The 17,097-nt window shown below is 42.0% G+C and carries 16 protein-coding genes; all 16 read right to left on the reverse strand.

Features of this window, described 5'->3' with window-relative positions:
- Positions 1-37 precede the first annotated feature (37 nt).
- A complete protein-coding gene (locus tag ACFPRA_RS10910) occupies positions 38-1,483 on the reverse strand; it encodes an amidase (RefSeq protein WP_381434016.1) in 1,446 nt (481 codons plus the stop codon).
- A 315-nt stretch (positions 1,484-1,798) separates the two neighbouring features.
- Positions 1,799-2,161 (reverse strand): hypothetical protein, encoded by a 363-nt coding sequence (locus ACFPRA_RS10915; RefSeq protein ID WP_381434019.1) that lies wholly within the window; start codon positions 2,159-2,161, stop codon positions 1,799-1,801.
- 73 nt (positions 2,162-2,234) lie between these two features.
- A complete protein-coding gene (locus tag ACFPRA_RS10920) occupies positions 2,235-2,990 on the reverse strand; it encodes an SDR family NAD(P)-dependent oxidoreductase (RefSeq protein ID WP_381434021.1) in 756 nt (251 codons plus the stop codon).
- Positions 2,991-3,006: 16 nt separating this feature from the next.
- Entirely contained in the window at positions 3,007-4,206 is a 1,200-nt protein-coding gene (locus ACFPRA_RS10925; protein ID WP_381434023.1) for a dipeptidase, read from the reverse strand.
- Entirely contained in the window at positions 4,206-5,486 is a 1,281-nt protein-coding gene (locus ACFPRA_RS10930; protein WP_381434025.1) for a Rieske 2Fe-2S domain-containing protein, read from the reverse strand. The genes ACFPRA_RS10925 and ACFPRA_RS10930 overlap by 1 nt, the downstream gene beginning before the upstream one ends.
- Positions 5,487-5,530: 44 nt before the next feature.
- Positions 5,531-6,016 (reverse strand): flavin reductase family protein, encoded by a 486-nt coding sequence (locus tag ACFPRA_RS10935; protein ID WP_381434027.1) that lies wholly within the window; start codon positions 6,014-6,016, stop codon positions 5,531-5,533.
- 628 nt (positions 6,017-6,644) lie between these two features.
- Positions 6,645-7,028: a VOC family protein gene (locus tag ACFPRA_RS10940; protein ID WP_381434030.1), complete on the reverse strand. Its 384-nt coding sequence runs from the start codon at positions 7,026-7,028 to the stop codon at positions 6,645-6,647.
- A 92-nt stretch (positions 7,029-7,120) separates the two neighbouring features.
- The gene (locus ACFPRA_RS10945; protein ID WP_381434033.1) at positions 7,121-8,149 is read right to left on the reverse strand and encodes an NAD(P)/FAD-dependent oxidoreductase; all 1,029 of its coding nucleotides are present in this window, start codon (positions 8,147-8,149) and stop codon (positions 7,121-7,123) included.
- Between the two features lie 104 nt (positions 8,150-8,253).
- Positions 8,254-8,517 (reverse strand): ferredoxin, encoded by a 264-nt coding sequence (locus ACFPRA_RS10950; RefSeq protein WP_381434036.1) that lies wholly within the window; start codon positions 8,515-8,517, stop codon positions 8,254-8,256.
- 22 nt (positions 8,518-8,539) lie between these two features.
- Positions 8,540-10,426 (reverse strand): XylR N-terminal domain-containing protein, encoded by a 1,887-nt coding sequence (locus ACFPRA_RS10955; RefSeq protein ID WP_381434039.1) that lies wholly within the window; start codon positions 10,424-10,426, stop codon positions 8,540-8,542.
- A gap of 161 nt (positions 10,427-10,587) precedes the next feature.
- Positions 10,588-11,712, reverse strand: coding sequence for an acyl-CoA dehydrogenase family protein (locus tag ACFPRA_RS10960; protein ID WP_381434043.1), 1,125 nt, complete (start codon positions 11,710-11,712; stop codon positions 10,588-10,590).
- Positions 11,713-12,270: 558 nt separating this feature from the next.
- Complete coding sequence (locus ACFPRA_RS10965; RefSeq protein WP_381434046.1) at positions 12,271-13,053, reverse strand: dioxygenase family protein; 783 nt, start codon at positions 13,051-13,053, stop codon at positions 12,271-12,273.
- Between the two features lie 352 nt (positions 13,054-13,405).
- A complete protein-coding gene (locus tag ACFPRA_RS10970) occupies positions 13,406-13,879 on the reverse strand; it encodes a flavin reductase family protein (RefSeq protein ID WP_381434049.1) in 474 nt (157 codons plus the stop codon).
- A 53-nt stretch (positions 13,880-13,932) separates the two neighbouring features.
- Complete coding sequence (locus ACFPRA_RS10975; RefSeq protein WP_381434052.1) at positions 13,933-14,481, reverse strand: adenylyltransferase/cytidyltransferase family protein; 549 nt, start codon at positions 14,479-14,481, stop codon at positions 13,933-13,935.
- Between the two features lie 170 nt (positions 14,482-14,651).
- Complete coding sequence (locus tag ACFPRA_RS10980) at positions 14,652-15,434, reverse strand: dioxygenase family protein (protein ID WP_381434055.1); 783 nt, start codon at positions 15,432-15,434, stop codon at positions 14,652-14,654.
- 88 nt (positions 15,435-15,522) lie between these two features.
- Positions 15,523-17,073, reverse strand: coding sequence for a 4-hydroxyphenylacetate 3-hydroxylase family protein (locus ACFPRA_RS10985; RefSeq protein WP_381434058.1), 1,551 nt, complete (start codon positions 17,071-17,073; stop codon positions 15,523-15,525).
- Positions 17,074-17,097: the final 24 nt, after the last annotated feature.

A 17,097-nucleotide genomic window follows, 5' to 3' on the forward strand; every position in this document is an offset into this window, starting at 1 on the left:
ATTTCTTATAGTCATTTCACACGTACTCTTATGCATTTTACGGGAACATAGCTTTTTCTTTTACTTCTGAGTTGACATACAATTCATTCGCGTTTTCTTTCAATGCCTGTACCCATCGCTCGGAACGTTCATAACAATCGGCGATTTCCAAGATTCTCTTGTCCCCAAAAGGTTTACCAATTAATTGAAGGCCAACTGGGAGGCGGTCTTCTGTAAATCCGCATGCAACGGAAAGAGCTGGGAAGCCCAATATATTCGCAAGCGGGGTCTTGCCTAGTGTAAACATATTGCTAATCGCCTGTTCCTTAACCATTGAGCCGATGTCATAAGGCGGCTGAACATTTGTCGGTCCGACGAGCGCATCAATGCCATACATTTTTTGGAGAGTCGTTCGAATAAACTCATTCCTTGTCCGTTGGGCATTGATGTATACGGTTGCTGAAATATCCCGTCCAAATTGAAAACGGTATTTCAAGTCATCCCCATAATCATCCCCATGTTTCTTTAACAGTGGTTCATGGAAAGAAATTACTTCTGCTTGAGCGATCATTCGTAATCCATCAAGAGCCCTGTCAATACCCGGCAGATTTATCGGAACAATTTCTGCTCCCAATGCCTCTAATTGACGAAAGGCCTTTTCAATAACAACTTTCACACTCTTAGTAATCCCAGCAAACATATACGGTTCACAAAATCCAAGTTTCACGCCTTGTAGGTCTGGCAATGATTTCTCGAAGACAACTGAACCGTCATGCTTAACAGATGCTGGATCATTTGGATCATAACCTTTCATAGCGTCCAGCATGATGGCCGCATCTTTGATCGTTCGTGTCATAGGCCCAACATGATCGAGTGACCAGCTAAATGGAAGACACCCTTCACGACTGACAAGTCCATATGTCGGTTTGATGCCTGCTGTACCGCACATCGCCGCAGGCAGACGAATGGACCCTGCTGTATCTGTTCCAACAGCACCAAAAGCCATCCCTACCGCTGTCGCTACAGCAGATCCACCACTTGATCCACCGGGAATTTTCGTGACATTCCATGGATTTTTCGTGATGCCATAGTGCGGGTTTTCTGTTGTCGCTCCCATCGCAAATTCATGAAGATTTGCTTTTCCGATAATAATGGCTCCAGCTTCTTTCAGTTTTTGAACGGAAGCCGCATCTTGATCCGGTATCCAGTCTTGAAAAATCTTTGAGCCACCTGTCGTCCGGACCCCTTCAGTCTGTAGCAAGTCCTTTACAGCAATCGGAATACCATGCAAAGGTCCACGTATTTTACCGCTTTGAAGCTCGTCTTCTAATTGTTTTGCTTGGTTGATCGCTTCTTCTTCCATCACTGTTATAAAAGCTGTCAATTCAGCATTATGCTGTTGGATACGTGCAAGGGATAGTTGTGTTAATTCCACAGGTGATAGTTCTTTCTTTTGAATGAATGACCCCAAGTTCTCAATCGTTTCAAATAAAAGTTCACTCATCGTTATCCTCCTCAAAACCTTCAAGCGAAAACGTATACGCTGGTTCCCCTACCAACAACTCAGACTCCTCTAGTCCAACAACACTGATTAAGTATTCAGTCAAAGACATCTAAAAATCCCCTTTCCCGAGTCATAAATGCTTTCTTCATGATGCGATTTGACTAGACAAGAAATAATATTTTACGGTTTTAAAAATCAATTACACCTGAACTTAACTGCGTCCGGATTTTGAAAAGGTTTTAGCATTCATCCCACTGCTTATCTTATAGAAGAAGGGGATGAATGCTAAATCAACCGTAATTTTATATTGCGTTGTTATTTTTCTAACAAGAAAAATGGTCGTCCAATGGAAGCTTCTAAACGGAAATAACGATCCAGACCTGCAGCGCGAAATGCATGCGTCATGTTTGTAACCGTTTGCAAATCAGGGATGTTATATAAAAAACATGCGTGCCAATTGACAGGGCCTGCATGTCCTGCCGTTAAAATATCTCGGTCGAATGTGCCTAGCAATTCTGATCCATTATGTTGCCATTCTTCTAAAATTCCATTCAGTTTCGGCAATAATTCTTGTTCTTTCTGTTCTTGAGTCGTATCAAACCATCCCGTTGATTCAAACGTTATGAATACTCGTAACGGGTTAGGTATTTGGGGTGCACCGTGTTTAATTTCAGACATTTTTCCATCTCCTTGTCATCAATGATTTGTTTCAAAACGCATTAATTCATTAGAAGTTTGTACTCCTAATGAATTAGCGCATAAGCAGTCCGCCGTTTATATCAAAGGTGGAACCCGTAATATACCCCGCTGCATCAGAAGCAAGATAAGACACCATGTCGGCAACTTCTTCTGCTTTTCCAAAACGCTGGACCGGAATACTCGCTTGCATTTTTTCTAATTTGGTAGGATCCATATTGTCCATTTCCGGTGTTTCTATCGCTGCAGGTGCGACTGCATTGACAGTAATCCCTTGATCTGCCAATGAGCGTGCAAATGCTTTTGTTAAGACAAGCTGTCCCGCTTTCGAAGCACAATAATGTGCGCCGGAAGATAACGGACCGGCTTGCCCGCCAAAAGATGAGATATTAATGATCCGGCCTGACTGTTGTTTTTTCATCGTTTCAAGTACTGCTTGTGAATAGAAAAACGTTCCGCCGAGATTCACGGAAAGAATAAGGTTCCACTCCTCTTCTGTCACGTCCTCAATCGCCGTTTCTTTGCGAACACCGGCGTTATTCACTAACACATCAACTCGCCCCCAGCTTTCCACAATCGTATGTATACTCGCTTGAATCGCCAACACATCCGATACGTCAACTGTAAGAAACATGTATTTCGAAGAATCGAAATGGGTCAACAGGTCCGATTGTTGAACTTCTGCTAAAAGTCGTTCATTGACATCGACAAAGGCAACGTTCATGCCTTCAGATAGCAATTTCTGAGCGATCGCAAGGCCAAGACCTTGACCAGCCCCGGTGACGATCGCTACTTTTTGAATGGTATTCACAATAAGCGTCCCCCCTTCAAATGAAGATTTTTTTCATAACCCTCATGGCATTTCTACCGGCTACTTTCGCAATATCCGTCGTTGTATAGTCTTGTTGAATCAGCCAACCGATCATATTTTTCATCACTTCGGAAGGATTTTCGAGTCCTTCAACGTAGGAAGACTCTTCAAACTCCTCGCCACTATGCGAAGCTGAAATTCCTAATCGATCATCAAATGCGTGTTGCAGCGCGACATGATCGCCAAAAAATGTATCCGGTCCAAAGCCAACATGGTCAATCCCTACTAAATTGGCAATATACTCGAAATGCTCCATGACAGAATGGATCGAGTGGGTAGCAGAACTTTTCGTTAACGTTGTATTCGGGGCTGCGCAAATCCCAATGAGACCGCCGTTTTCAGCACAAGCTGTTAACACATGGTCCGGTTTCATCCGCGGGGTGTTCCATAACGCTCGTGCCCCTGCATGTGTCATAAGGACAGGCATGCTACTTGCCTCGATAATGTCTAGGCTCGTTTGGTCGCCACAGTGAGAAATATCAATCATCATCCCTAATCTGTTCATCCGTTCCACAACACGGCGGCCAAACTGCGTTAAGCCGCCGTCACGTGCTTCGACTAGTCCCGAACCAAGCGTATTCGCTTCGTTATACGTAATGCCCATACACCGAATACCGAGTCCATATAAAATATCCACACGATCCAGCTCATTCTCTAAAATACTAGCAGCCTCTAAAGAAGGGATGAGAGCCGTTTGTTTCTTGCGTTTCGCTTTCTGCATATCACTATATGAACGAGCGATATAGACAGTATTTTGACGTTCAATATCTGCATACCGCATCCCGAGTAAGTAAATCACATCGTCCCATTTCAATCCATTTTTCGATGTAATGATTGAAATGCCATCCATAAAATTTTCAAAAATGATATCGATGCCTGATTGAGCAATGCCTTCATAATGATAGAATGTGTGCAATTCACTGCAGTATGGGAGTATATCGTCATAATTTTTCGGAACGATAAAGCCATGATCTCTTAAAGAAACGATCGGTTCTTTCACCATAATTTCATTCAGCTTGGCTTCTTCTTCCTCCGTTAACTGCAACGAATAATGCGGTACTCGATCCAACTCAGTCGCAAGGTCATACCGCTTGTAATCGACATTTTCCCTCAAGTAGTTAAAAGAGGTATAGCCATCGTATTGTTTCTTATTCATCACTGCTTAACCGGCTGGCGCTTCAGATCAAACTGTTCTTTTAATGGAAACGCTTGTTGCCAAGTTTTTTGATTGTCATCATAAAGGCCGTCACTGTATAACGTTTTCAATGACTCGTTCTCCAATGCAAACGGCTCCTGCCCTTCTTGGAATCCTTTCACTTGTTGAAGCAGGATTCGACGCATATGGATAATCGGTAAATCGCTTGTCCCTAAGTGCTCAATCGAACGGTCAACAATTGTTCCCATCGTTTCAGTTGCTGCGTGGTCTTGGTTAGCGATCCCGCGAATCCCTGTGAAGTTCCCTGTCTTTTGCAATTCACGATCTTGATTGTATTCATTTTCAGCATTAATTTGCTTACGGAAATCCTCATCCAACTTTAAACCCCGACGATCGTGTTGAGCTTGAACGTCAATTACGCGATCGTGCGCAAACTGAACATCCCACGTCCATGTACTATGGTCATCCCTTGGAATGAATGCATGCCACATGCCATCTTCGCCACCAAAGCGTGGTGGGTACGTATAGAACGGAAAAATATAGTGAATTTCCATAAATGCATTTTCTTCTTCTGTTCCAATTCCAACCGCAATACACCGTTTCCCAAAGTTCGTATCTTGAACAGCTTGTTTAACCGGAGGGTTTTTCACAAGCGGGTGATCTGGATCAATGCCTAGGTCACTACTCAAAATACCTTCTTCTACCTCTTGCGTACCATGTGCTTTATGCAAAAATGCAGCGTGTACAAAATCCAGGTCGTTTTCCATTGCTTGTGCATAGTTACACTCTTGCCAGACACGCTCGACTAATTTGTTTTCTTCCGGTAACCCCATCCAATAAAATTCCGGGAAATCCGGTTGTGAATCAGGCGGTCCCATATACGTCCAAACGATTCCGCTCACTTCTTTCGTTGGATAACTTTTTAATTTAATAGACTGTCTAAACTTCCCGTCCGTAGGTTCTGAAGGAATTTCCGTACAATTTCCAGCCGTATCAAATTTCCAGCCATGGTACATACAACGAATGCCACATCCGTCATTAATGCCGTAATACAATGACGTTCCACGGTGTGGGCAACGCTCGTCAATCAATCCTACTTTGCCTTCTGTATCACGAAATGCAACTAAATCTTCACCTAGCAACTTCACTCGTTGCGGCTTTCCATCACTTACTAATTCATGGGATTGTAGTGCCGGAATCCAATATCTGCGGAATAATTTGCCCATCGGTGTTTCTGGATCTGTTTGCGTGAGTAGTTGATTGTCTGCTTTTGATAACATGACTCATTCCCCCTGTTTCTCGTTGTCGTTTCGTTCAATATTTATTATTCAACCAATTCTTTTTGTGCGACTCGTTCAAGCTTGCCACGGAAAAAGAGCAATGGTTCCGCTTGATCGTCGTATGTGGCATTTTTTACATAGCCTGTGATGATCACATGATCGCCACCTTCGAGAATCTCATAAACATCACATTCAATCGTCGCTAGATTCCCTTGTAAAATGGGTACGCCCTGATCGGAAATCGTGTAAGACGCACCTGCAAATTTATCTTCTGACTTTTTCGCAAAGCGCCAGCAATCTTCCTCTTGCTCCTTTTGCAGAATATTTATAGCGAAAGGGACACCCTTTTTAAACGCTGGCAAACTAAAGGCCTTTTTGTCGATACAGACAAGAACAAGTGGCGGGTCTAAGGAAAGTGAAGAAAAGGCATTGGCCGTTAACCCGATCAGCTCACTTCCCTGTGCCGTTGTAATCACCGTGACGCCCGTTGCAAAATGACCAAGTGTAGTTCTGAATTCACGTGGATCCATTTTTGTTTCCTCCTTACATGAAATGTTAGCTCCATAAAGTACCGAATGTTTGATAGCGGTTTCACTATCTAAAGAATTCGGAATACTTCGTTTGTATATTCATCATAATTTATTCGAATTTTTGAAACAATCTAGGTTTCGATCTAATTATCCAATGTTATTAGACTCATTCGTACGAATAAAAACATAGATGTTTTACTTTCATGAAAATCAATTACGCCTCGGCGTAATTGCGTCCAGATTTTGAATCGAGCTTGCTTGATTAACTCCTTTCAAAATCTGTGACATCCGCGGGCCTACAGGATGTAGGTCATGCAACCGTTGCCAATCGAACAACGAAGGGTTCGATTTGCCTTAATTTCTGCGTCCTTTGCAGAAATTAAGGCACTTTCTTTCAGGACGCGGCGATTTCCATTCTTCGTTCAGCGGGCGTTTGGACACCCACTGAACAGATAACAAAACCGGCATTCACCTCACCACCTATAGAGGTGGGAGTCTTCTGTAGCTGATGCTACGCATTCAGTACAAAAACATTTGCTGAATGAAGATAAAAATACTCCTTTCCTGTAATTCCATTACAAGAAAGGAGTATCACTAAATGACAACCTATCGGCTCGGGGAGATCAAGTTATATTCGCTCTACAAACTGCAAAAGCTCCTCATTAGGTCCTTTAAATAAAATCATACGGCCGCCTTCAAGTGTAGGCTTTGGCTCTTCCGACGTAAAAACAATTCCTTTTTCGCGGTAGTAACGTATCGATGCATCAAGATCATCAACTGTAAACGCGAGATGATTGACAATTCCACTCTCATCGTATTCCCCAACCGGATCAATGTCTTGGATTAATTCAATCTCCATATTCGGTTGTGCTTCTAAATATAAAAAAGCCATTTCTCGGTTTGGATTATTGCCTCGCAAACGGACAGTAAATCCAAACATCTCAGAATAGAATTGAATTGATTGATCCATATCCTTTACTATGATTGCTACATGCTCCATTTTACGAATCATATACGTTCTCCCCTTTAATACATTTCTTCTCCCCAAAAAGATCAATCAAATGAAGCGATCCCTCGCTTTGATTCATCTCTTTCATATCTATTTTACGTTAAAGAAGCAACCTTTTGCTTACTTTCTTTTTCGCCCATAACCGTTGTACTATGAAGCGGTTGGACTTTAGCACTCGGGTCCATATAAACTTTTGCATTGCTAACGGCTGTAGGTGCCTCCCCAAAGCCACTTGCAATGAGTTTAACTTTCCCTTCATATGTACAAATGTCACCCGCTGCATAAATCCCTTCAATATTTGTTTCCATTTTCGAATTGACGACAATACTATTTTTCTCAATCTCTAGTCCCCACTCTTTAATCGGACCGAGGGACGAAACAAATCCATAGTTAACAAGGACATCATCAACTTCAACCACTTTCGTCTCTTCGCCTTTTACTTGCTGAAGAACAACTTGTTCAATAGCATCTTCACCAATAAATTCAGTTGGAACGTAAGGAGTCACAACCTTAACGGTGGAGTTTTCTAACTGTTTGACACTATGCTCATGTGCACGGAACTTCGCTCGTCGGTGAGCAAGCGTCACTTCCTCGGCAATCGGTTCAAGCATCAATGCCCAGTCAACCGCTGAATCTCCCCCACCGAATACTTGAACTTTCTTTCCGGCAAACTTATTCATATCATCTACAAAGTAATGAAGATTTTTCCCTTCATACTTCTCAGCAGCAGGCAGCTCTAATTTACGCGGGTTAAAAGCACCATTTCCAGCCGTAATAATGATTGTCTTCGTCAAATGTGCCCCTGCATTCGTCGTCATTTTAAAGATTCCATCCTCTTGCTTTTCCAATTCAAGAACGGACTCATTCAACACAATCGTCGGATCGAATTGATTCATCTGCTCAATAAGTCGATCTACCAGCTCTTGGGCTGTCACTTTCGGAAAACCTGCCACGTCATATATATACTTTTCGGGATAAAGCGCAGAAAGTTGCCCACCTAATTGGGGCAAACTTTCAATGATTTTTACCGACGCTTGACGTAAGCCGGCGTAAAAAGCAGTAAACAACCCAACCGGTCCTCCACCAATAATTGTAATATCATACACTTCATTTCTATTGGACATCCGACTCACTCCCGTTCAATGATCAATTACGCAGCAACGTAATTGTATTCAGCATGTAGTTTCCACAATTTCTTTCTATTCCGATGCCTTGATGTCATCGAAAGTTATAAAACTCCTACTTCTTCAAATTTCAATGGATTTCCATTAAACGGATCTTCGGAAACTTTAATAGACTCGGTTGGGCATCCCTCATAGGCATCTTCTAGATCCTCTAGCAAATCCTCCGGCACTTCTACAGTTCCTTCATTTTGATCGAGAAGGACATAAGAAATACCCTCGTCATTGTAGTCAAAAATATCCGGTGCAGCCCCCCCACAAGCACCACATGCAATACATGTATCTTGGTCAACAATTGTATATTTCGCCATCGTTTTTCACTCCTTCTAGATTTTACAGTTGAATTCTCCCAAGGGTTAAGAAGATTTGAAGTGCGATTTGTATTTCAAAACGACTATTCGAATCAGACAAATCGACAAACAATAAATCCTCAATTTGCTGAATACGGTAACGCATTCCACTAATTGAAATGGACATTTCACGCGCTGTTTTATGCAAATTGAATTCGTTTTGAGAGTAATAAAACAATGTTTGCAGCAATTCCGAATTTCTCTTTTCATCGTATTCAAGAACTGGGCTCAATTTTTCCTTCGCAAACAATTCTAATTCGGCAGGCTCCCGAGCGTTTAAAAATAACGTTAAATGTCCTAATTCATTAGCTAATACAATTTCTGATTTGGACGTTCGATATTTTGCCAGCTCAACAGCTTTTTTTGCTTCTTTTGCCTTCGTATTAAAATCAGATAGTTTTCGTGTTTCATTACTAATTCCAATACAAATTTGGCGATCAGAACTCTCAACTTGTCCTAACAGCTTTTCACCAAACTTTTTTATGGTCGTTCGCTGATTTTCAATCCATTTTTCCGCTATAATCACTTGGATTGTATTGAGCTTTGTGAGAATCAGAATATTATATTGATCGTCTGCGTTTTGAATGCTAGTCGTCAATTGATTTCGAATGCGCATGTATTTATAATTCGTCGAATTGTCTTCCTCTATCGTTGGATTATTAATATCAATGTGCATAATATAATGAGGTTCAGTTAAATTGTAGCCAAGTGACGATAACCGATTGTGAATTTCCCCCACTTCGGTTCCATCATCATTTAGAAGTTGCTCGACCAATTCCCCTTTTAACCTTTGCTCCGTTTCGAGGGCAATCCGTTCATTTTGCAAGTATAAGGCAGCAATTGTTGCGACACGTTCTAGTAAATCTTCATGAAAATCATCACTTTTTTGATCTAATGCGATGGTTATATATCCGTGAACTTGATTTCGAACAACGATGGATGTTGTCAAAAGCTTAAATGTTTTATCTTTCAAATCCGTTACAATAATGTGATTGAGTGCCGTTGTTTCATATTCACTTGGCCAAAAATTCTCCGCCGACATATAATCCGTCATTCCAGGGTTGTCACCATATTGAGCAAGCAACTTGAAATTGCTATTTTCAATTAAGACAGGACAATGCAAGCTTTTTCCTAATAGTTCCGCAAAAGCGGGGAACCCTTCCCCTTTAAGCATGGCCGTCGTTAAATTTCGGCTTAAAGAGGAACCGATTTGGAATCGTTCTTTTTCTAGTTCAACTTTTCGATACATCTGATCCAGTTCACCTGACATATCGTCATCAACATAAAAAAGCAGTTCCTCGGAAATGTCGTCGCCCCATTCCTCAACTGTTTTCCCAATATAACTACAATGGTCGTCGCCTTTTCCTCTACATTTCACTTCTTTAAAGATAATTTTTTTCCCTACACAAGCACTCGTATAACCACTCGCATAACCAATTAAAAAATAACAAATCGGTTCTGAATGCATCGGAAAATACTCTAAATGCTGTTTTGCTTCATAGGAATCTATCCAATAACCAGAAACATTAAAGGTTTTCTTTTCAAGGTCGACATAGAATTCTTCTGGGTACGATAAAGATCTTCCCGTTAAACTATGCATTTTAGAGCCTGCAATGAGCCACTCCATGTTGTCTTTCCAATTAATCTTATCTTTTAACATTCTCGCTTCATGCGCTCCACAATTATATGCATAACGAAGCAAAAATCGTTTCGCACGTTGAACACCAAGTGCAGTAATTAAATCTTTCCGAAGTAATCCCCATGCTTCCATACTCGTTAATGTAAAATTTAAGTCTGTTAAATTCATACCGGGCTTGGTGGAAATATGCATCAGATGATCTAACGTCAGTTCACTAGCTTGAAGTGTCAAAATAATCCCCCTTACTATTTTGTTGACTCAGACAAGTTTTCGCAAAATAGTAAATGACTGTCCCAAAATAAAACATTCTTTATAATGACAGCGTTTACACCTCGTAAAAAATTTTGTAAGATAAGCGGACTTATCAAATGTCTGTGAATAATTCTATCTTATCAGATGTAACCTTTCATCGGTTGCACGCCCAAGCGTACCGCCCCTGCACCGTCATACATGCTCTCGTTTAGAAATGCGTGCTGGGTCACAACCATCGCATCGCGTAGATATCGCTGCAGTGGATGTCCGTCGTAAATAGCTGAGGTGCCAGCAAGCATATAGGCTGACTGCACAGCGCTCGCACCTTCGCGGGCAGCTTGAGTGGCTGCCAGACGCAGTGTGCTTGTTTGGTCATCGGAGACGCCGTCACCCTTCAGGATTGATTCCCAAGCGGATTCAGTAGCCTCGTAGAAGAAGGCACGCGCCGACCTTAGCGCTGCTTCTGCCTTTGCCACAGAGATTCGCAAATAAGCTCGATCGGCCATTTTCGGGGCCCCTGTGATGCTGGCACCTCCAGCCATCTGAGAAACTTCATCAAGTGCGGCCCGGGCTACACCAAGATTGACCACTGCTAATACCTGTGCTGCATAAGCGATGGATGGAAAGTGGTAAATCGGTTCTTCAATAGAAGGAACACCACCACGAACAAAGGTCCATTCATCAGGGACGAAGATGTCTTTTACGCGCAGGTCATGGCTGCCCGTTCCGCGCATCCCGATTACCTCCCAGTTCTCGACGATTTCCACGTCCTCAGGTCTTAGTACAGCGGTAAGCGGTTTGCCGCCTTCCCCAGTACCAATACCAACGCCGAGGAGATCGGCCCCCTTACATCCACTTGCGAACCTCCAAAGACCGTTAACAAGCCAGCCGCCACTCACCTTCTTTGCGGGCTGAACTGGAAACAGACCACCTGCAAAGGCCACATCTGGCCCATCCGCGTAAAGGCTTGCGAGTGTTTCGCGCGGCAGGGCCGCCAGGTAGATTGCAGCAGAGCCGAAGCTTGCTACCCATCCAGCGGAGCCATCTGCTTCGGAGATCGTCTCAATCAACTTAAGGAATTCCATGGGCGTGGGGGCATCTCCGCCAAAGCATTGCGGCGCATGAGCGCGATAGACGCCCAATTGCTTTAGTTGCGCTATCATATCCTTTGGCACGTGCCGCTTCTTTTCAAATTCATCGCGTCGAGCACGGATTTCGGCCAATACTTGGTTGAGTTGGTTTTGGTTTTGTATTTGAACAGTCATGATTTTCTCCTCCTTATAACTTATATTTTCACTTAATGACATTCACCTCATGATATAAAGAATGAGTTACGTACGGAAGAGCCTTCCCTTTCAACCTAGATTCCAAATTTCATTGAAGATTTGCCACTAAATATTTTATCTATTCCCACGATAGAACATTTAAAATATTTTAACTACTGCACATTAGGTCTGAACTTCTTAAATATTCCATATGATTCGTCTATCATAAAAAAGCCAACTCAAAATGAAAAGTGCCAGTCACCACAGGACGATATCTCGTAAAATATCGTCGCTATGGTTCCAGACACCGCTGTTCAATAGCTGCTATTTTAGCTGACAACAAAGGTAACAATCCGCGAGAACAAGATAAAAATCACCATTAATAAGATGATATACTTCACAATTGCCGACTTCTTCTGCGAATGTTGAGGTTCAAAGAATGCCATTATTCTAGTTCTATCCATACAAATCAAATCACCTTAAATCTTCAATTGCACATTCTCACTCTCTTCCTTCCGTGCAAAAAAAATCAGGGGCATTCTCAATGCCCCTGATTTTTTATAGTGTTCGCATCACAAAGTTTAACGAAGCTTCTTTATGATCGCCTTTATCGATAAGATTTGTCAGAAGATCTAATCGGACACCGTCTGCCACGTCTGTTTCAAGATATTCATCGCCTTCGAAGAACACTTGTGTAATAAGGGTTTCATGTCCCTCTGCTTCAAACATAAGGTGAAGATGTGCCGGACGCATCGGATGCTGATCCGTGTATGCTAAAAACTCTCCCGTAGGACCATCCGTCGGGATCGAATAAGGTAGTGGAACGATCGATTTCACTTCAAAATCACCGTTTTCATCCGTATAGAAATGCCCTCTAAAGTTATATCTCGGTGCATCCGAATCAAAAGCGGAATATTTACGGGATGCATCATTATGCCACATTTCAACGCGTGTATTCGCTAGCTTCTTACCGTCAACATTGCTGACGTTCCCTTTAAAATACAGAACCTCGCCTGCTTCGTCTGGACGCTGTGTCAACACCAATGGTTTTCCGGGTTCTGCTTCAATCAGCGGGGATCCTTCTATGAAATAAGGCCCTAAAAGGGACGGTTGTGTTCCAGGCTTCTCCGTGTACATCGCTTTTAGCACATGTGTTTCCAAGAAAACATCCGCATACAACGGAAATTCTCCTGTCCTTCCAAGTCGATCAGCCCAATTTACAAAGTTTGTATACTCCTCGTGGTTTAGTTTCGCTTCCTCTAAAAAACCTTGGATATGTTTGATAAACAAATGAAAGACCTCTTCTACACGTTCATTCTTTTTAGTAAGTTCTTTTTGCATCATGAATTCCCCCTAATTCATTGTTAGATTACTGTTCTCACACACCGAATATTTCAAGTGTTTGACGTATAAAAATGCGTGATGATACAAGCGCTTTACCATAATCCCCCGAGCGCTTAATCTAATTCAACGGAAGTTTGGATAGCTGCTAAATTAGATTAAGATCGTGAACACATTACACATCAGAAAAATTAGAATAATCTAATCGTAGATATATACTAACGTAACCCTTACCTTTAATACAATGTATGTTTAGGTCTAACTAACTAAGGTAAATAGACCTTTTAGTATGAACAAATTTAAAAACGCACCTTTTGTGTATGACAAGGGTGCGTTTTTTGTTGGTATTTCATCAAACCGCTTGGACTTCTGAAGATAAAGTTGAAAATTTGCCTGCAAAATACGTGAGAGCATTCCCGTCATTGTACTCAAAATTCTTAACCTCACCCACGAAAAGAACATGGTCACCACCGTCATATTCGTTCCATGCAACACATTCGATATAGGCGAGCGATTCCTCAAGACGGGTTGTATGCTCTCCTTCAACCCAATTGAATGGCTCAGTTTCCTTCGGACGACCCGCAAAATGCATAGCCACATCTTCTTGTTCGTCGTTTAAAATATTAATCGTGAATGCATTATTTTTAAGGTGTTTGAATGCTTTCGTTTTCCGGTCAACAGATACCAAAACAAGCGGTGGATCTAATGACACAGAAGTAAATGAGTTTGCTGTGAAACCATGATTGCCGCTTTCAGCTTTACATGTTACAACAGTAACACCGGTTGCAAAACGTCCCATACAGTTTCTAAATTCCCTTGCATCCATCAAAATATCCCTCCTATTAAACTACCTGCCTGGTACTAATCACTAATACTTTATTAGGCGTGATTTAAGGCATATTGATTTCTTCCTAATAATGAATAGGCTTTTTCCACTTCTTTATGCTGTAAAAGGTTACGAATCCGTGTCGATGAAATGACTTCCCCTTCTGGACATGTGACAGCCGGATGCTGATATGCCTTAAATGCATTGTCTAGATCTGCAATCGTACCGCTTTTCCCTTTGGCAAAGTTGAATCCTGGTCCCACCCATATCTCTTTTGGATTCACATCGCTTAACTCATCAATAAAATCTTGTACGCACCTGGATGCATATACCTCGTCAAATGATGCGAAAACCGTGTAGCAAACACCCAGTTCCTCTAGAAATTTTCTCTTTTCCGGCAGTGAAGTCAATAGTGGCTGATTTTGAAAAAAAACCTTAGGCGGTGGATCGAATGTATAGACAACAAGAGGAACCTTATAAAGTTCAGCTTGTGATTTCGCTTTTTTTATCAATGCTTGATGTCCTCGGTGAATGCCGTCAAAAGCTCCAATCGTGACAACGGATTGTTCTAGTTTAAGTTGATTGTTTTGAAAAACCTTCAATATAAGATATCCTCACTTTTCGTCAAGATGACAACGATCAATTCGTCAATGACGAATCAAGCATTGTATTTCGCATTGAATAGCAACCGTTTTAACTTGCTTCAGCGGATGTCACGGATTTTCAAAAAATCAAGGACATCATTCAATGCCCTTGACGATGTACACCTTACTTATACCGTGCGCATCACAAAGTTTAGCGAAGCCTCTTTATGACTACCTTTATCGATAAGTTTTGTCAGAAGATCTAATCGGACACCATCTGCCACGTCTGTTTCAAGATATTCATCACCTTCGAAGAACACTTGTGTAATAAGGGTTTCGTGTCCCTCTGCTTCGAACATAAGGTGAAGATGTGCCGGACGCATCGGATGCTGATCCGTGTATTCTAAAAACTCGCCTGTAGGACCGTCTGTCGGTATCGAATAAGGAAGCGGTACAATGGATTTCACTTCAAAATCACCGTTTTCATCGGTATAGAAATGTCCTCTGAAGTTATATCTCGGCGCATCCGAATCAAAAGCAGAATATTTTTGGGATGCATCATTATGCCACATTTCAACGCGGGTATTCGCTAGCTTCTTACCGTCAACATTGCTTACGTTCCCTTTAAAATATAGAACCTCACCTGCTTCATCCGGACGCTGTGTCAACACCAATGGCTTTCCGGGTTCCGCTTCGATCAAAGGAGATCCTTCAATGAAATATGGCCCCAAAAGGGAAGGTTGAGTGCCAGGTTTCTCAGTGTACATCGCTTTTAGTACATGGGTCTCTAGAAAAACATCCGCGTATAGCGGAAATTCTCCTGACCGTCCCAGTCGATCAGCCCAATTCACAAAGTTTGTATACTCTTCGTGATTTAGTTTCGCTTCATCTAAAAAACCTTGAATATGTTTAATAAATAAATGAAAGACCTCTTCTACACGTTCATTCTTTTTAGTAAGTTCTTTTTGCATCACGAATTCCTCCTAAATATCGGTTTTTTATTACTTCAAAAAATTTACAAGCGTTAAATTGTTGAAGAGTACAATTCACTTTTCTTATTCATTTCTTTTGATAAGCATTTACATCATCCGGGTTGATCCATGTTGGATTCACCCAACCATCCAAGTTATAATCATCCATACATTCTTGAGCAAAATTTTCATACTCTTCTGCCTGACCAGTCTTTTGAGCCATGATCAAGTTCTCAAGACGAATATTTTCATTGTTTCCGGAGTAGTTTCGCTCATACAATTCATGGCGTCCACCGTATTCAGTTCCAATCGCATCCCACAGCAATTTGATGACTTTAATTTTTTCTTCTGCATCAATGCCATTTGAACCACGATAGAGCTTATCAAGATAAGGACGCAGCTCTGGATTTTTAAAATCACTTGTACTCGATGGCTGTACGATTAGACTTCCCGCCACAACCGTCTCAATAATGTCTTTTACACGCGGCCATCCTTCCGACATGAATACACGGTACGCCAAGCCATAGTCAATGTTTGGTAAGACGGTACCATTTGCACCTTGGTTTGGATTCAAAGCCATGGCATCACTCATCGCCCAGAACATATTCCGATACGCCAACACTTCCCCAATATTCGCTTGGACGCCACGGAATTTATCTGTTCCATTCCCTCTTAACGCTTTAATCAGTAAGCCTGAAATGAAATCTAGTTTAACTGCAAGTCGTACAACACCGTGAAACGTAAAGCGATGTAGGAATCCACTTTCTGCGAAGAAGTTATTCGCTTTCTCGATATCTTTATAAACTAGTACGTTTTCCCATGGAATCAAGGCATTATCAAAAACAATGACTGTATCGTTTTCATCAAAGCGGCTACTTAATGGATAATCGAATGGACTTCCAGTTACCGCTGCATTCATTTCATAGGAAGGGCGGCTAATGAGTTTAACACCCGGTGTTGACATGTCGGCAATAAATACAAGCGCATACTCCTCACTTGGGATTGCAAGTGCCCCATAATGAGCAACAAAGTTATAGTTTGTAAGAGCCGAACCCGTCGCCACCATCTTTGCACCACTGACCAAAATACCTTCTTCCGTTTCACCTACGCAGTGAATAAATACATCTTTCACTTCGTCAATCGGCTTGTCTCGGTCAACCGGTGGATTAATGATGGCATGGTTGAAGTACCAGTTTTTCTCTTGCGCTTCTTTGTACCATCTCCTCGCATTGTCTGCATATTTTCCGTAGTATTCCGGATTTGCTCCAAGCGTCGCTAGAAAGGATGCTTTGTAATCTGGAGATCTCCCCATTTGACCATATGTCAGCCTTGCCCATTGTGCGATGGCATCACGCGTTTTGAACAAATCCCCCGGAGTTGTATCCGGTTGGAAGAAGCGTTGTGTATAGCCGCCATTTCCTGTATCTGTTTCTCTCGTTAACACGTCTTTATATTTTGGATCATGCAAGGCGTCATACAATCTAGCAATGGAACGGGCACTATTTCGGAATGCAGGGTGCGTCGTAACGTCTTCAACTTTTTCCCCATGAAGCCATACTTCCCGACCGTCTCTCAAACTCTCCAAATACTCTGCACCTGTCAAAGGCGCTTTAACCGTTTCTTGTTGTTTAGTAGTCATCTTGTTCCTCCCTTTCTATAATGT

The sequence above is a fragment of the Sporosarcina soli genome (assembly GCF_042655805.1).
Lineage (GTDB): Bacteria > Bacillota > Bacilli > Bacillales_A > Planococcaceae > Sporosarcina > Sporosarcina soli.

What these genes read in the sequence shown, in the direction of transcription:
- ACFPRA_RS10915 (WP_381434019.1), bottom strand. Translation starts at nt 2,161, where the DNA reads ATGTCTGAAATTAAACACGGTGCACCCCAAATACCTAACCCGTTACGA.
- ACFPRA_RS10910 (WP_381434016.1), bottom strand. Translation starts at nt 1,483, where the DNA reads ATGAGTGAACTTTTATTTGAAACGATTGAGAACTTGGGGTCATTCATT.
- ACFPRA_RS10945 (WP_381434033.1), bottom strand. Translation starts at nt 8,149, where the DNA reads ATGTCCAATAGAAATGAAGTGTATGATATTACAATTATTGGTGGAGGA.
- ACFPRA_RS10925 (WP_381434023.1), bottom strand. Translation starts at nt 4,206, where the DNA reads ATGAATAAGAAACAATACGATGGCTATACCTCTTTTAACTACTTGAGG.
- ACFPRA_RS10965 (WP_381434046.1), bottom strand. Translation starts at nt 13,053, where the DNA reads ATGCAAAAAGAACTTACTAAAAAGAATGAACGTGTAGAAGAGGTCTTT.
- ACFPRA_RS10970 (WP_381434049.1), bottom strand. Translation starts at nt 13,879, where the DNA reads ATGGATGCAAGGGAATTTAGAAACTGTATGGGACGTTTTGCAACCGGT.
- ACFPRA_RS10940 (WP_381434030.1), bottom strand. Translation starts at nt 7,028, where the DNA reads ATGATTCGTAAAATGGAGCATGTAGCAATCATAGTAAAGGATATGGAT.
- ACFPRA_RS10985 (WP_381434058.1), bottom strand. Translation starts at nt 17,073, where the DNA reads ATGACTACTAAACAACAAGAAACGGTTAAAGCGCCTTTGACAGGTGCA.
- ACFPRA_RS10960 (WP_381434043.1), bottom strand. Translation starts at nt 11,712, where the DNA reads ATGACTGTTCAAATACAAAACCAAAACCAACTCAACCAAGTATTGGCC.
- ACFPRA_RS10950 (WP_381434036.1), bottom strand. Translation starts at nt 8,517, where the DNA reads ATGGCGAAATATACAATTGTTGACCAAGATACATGTATTGCATGTGGT.
- ACFPRA_RS10980 (WP_381434055.1), bottom strand. Translation starts at nt 15,434, where the DNA reads ATGCAAAAAGAACTTACTAAAAAGAATGAACGTGTAGAAGAGGTCTTT.
- ACFPRA_RS10930 (WP_381434025.1), bottom strand. Translation starts at nt 5,486, where the DNA reads ATGTTATCAAAAGCAGACAATCAACTACTCACGCAAACAGATCCAGAA.
- ACFPRA_RS10935 (WP_381434027.1), bottom strand. Translation starts at nt 6,016, where the DNA reads ATGGATCCACGTGAATTCAGAACTACACTTGGTCATTTTGCAACGGGC.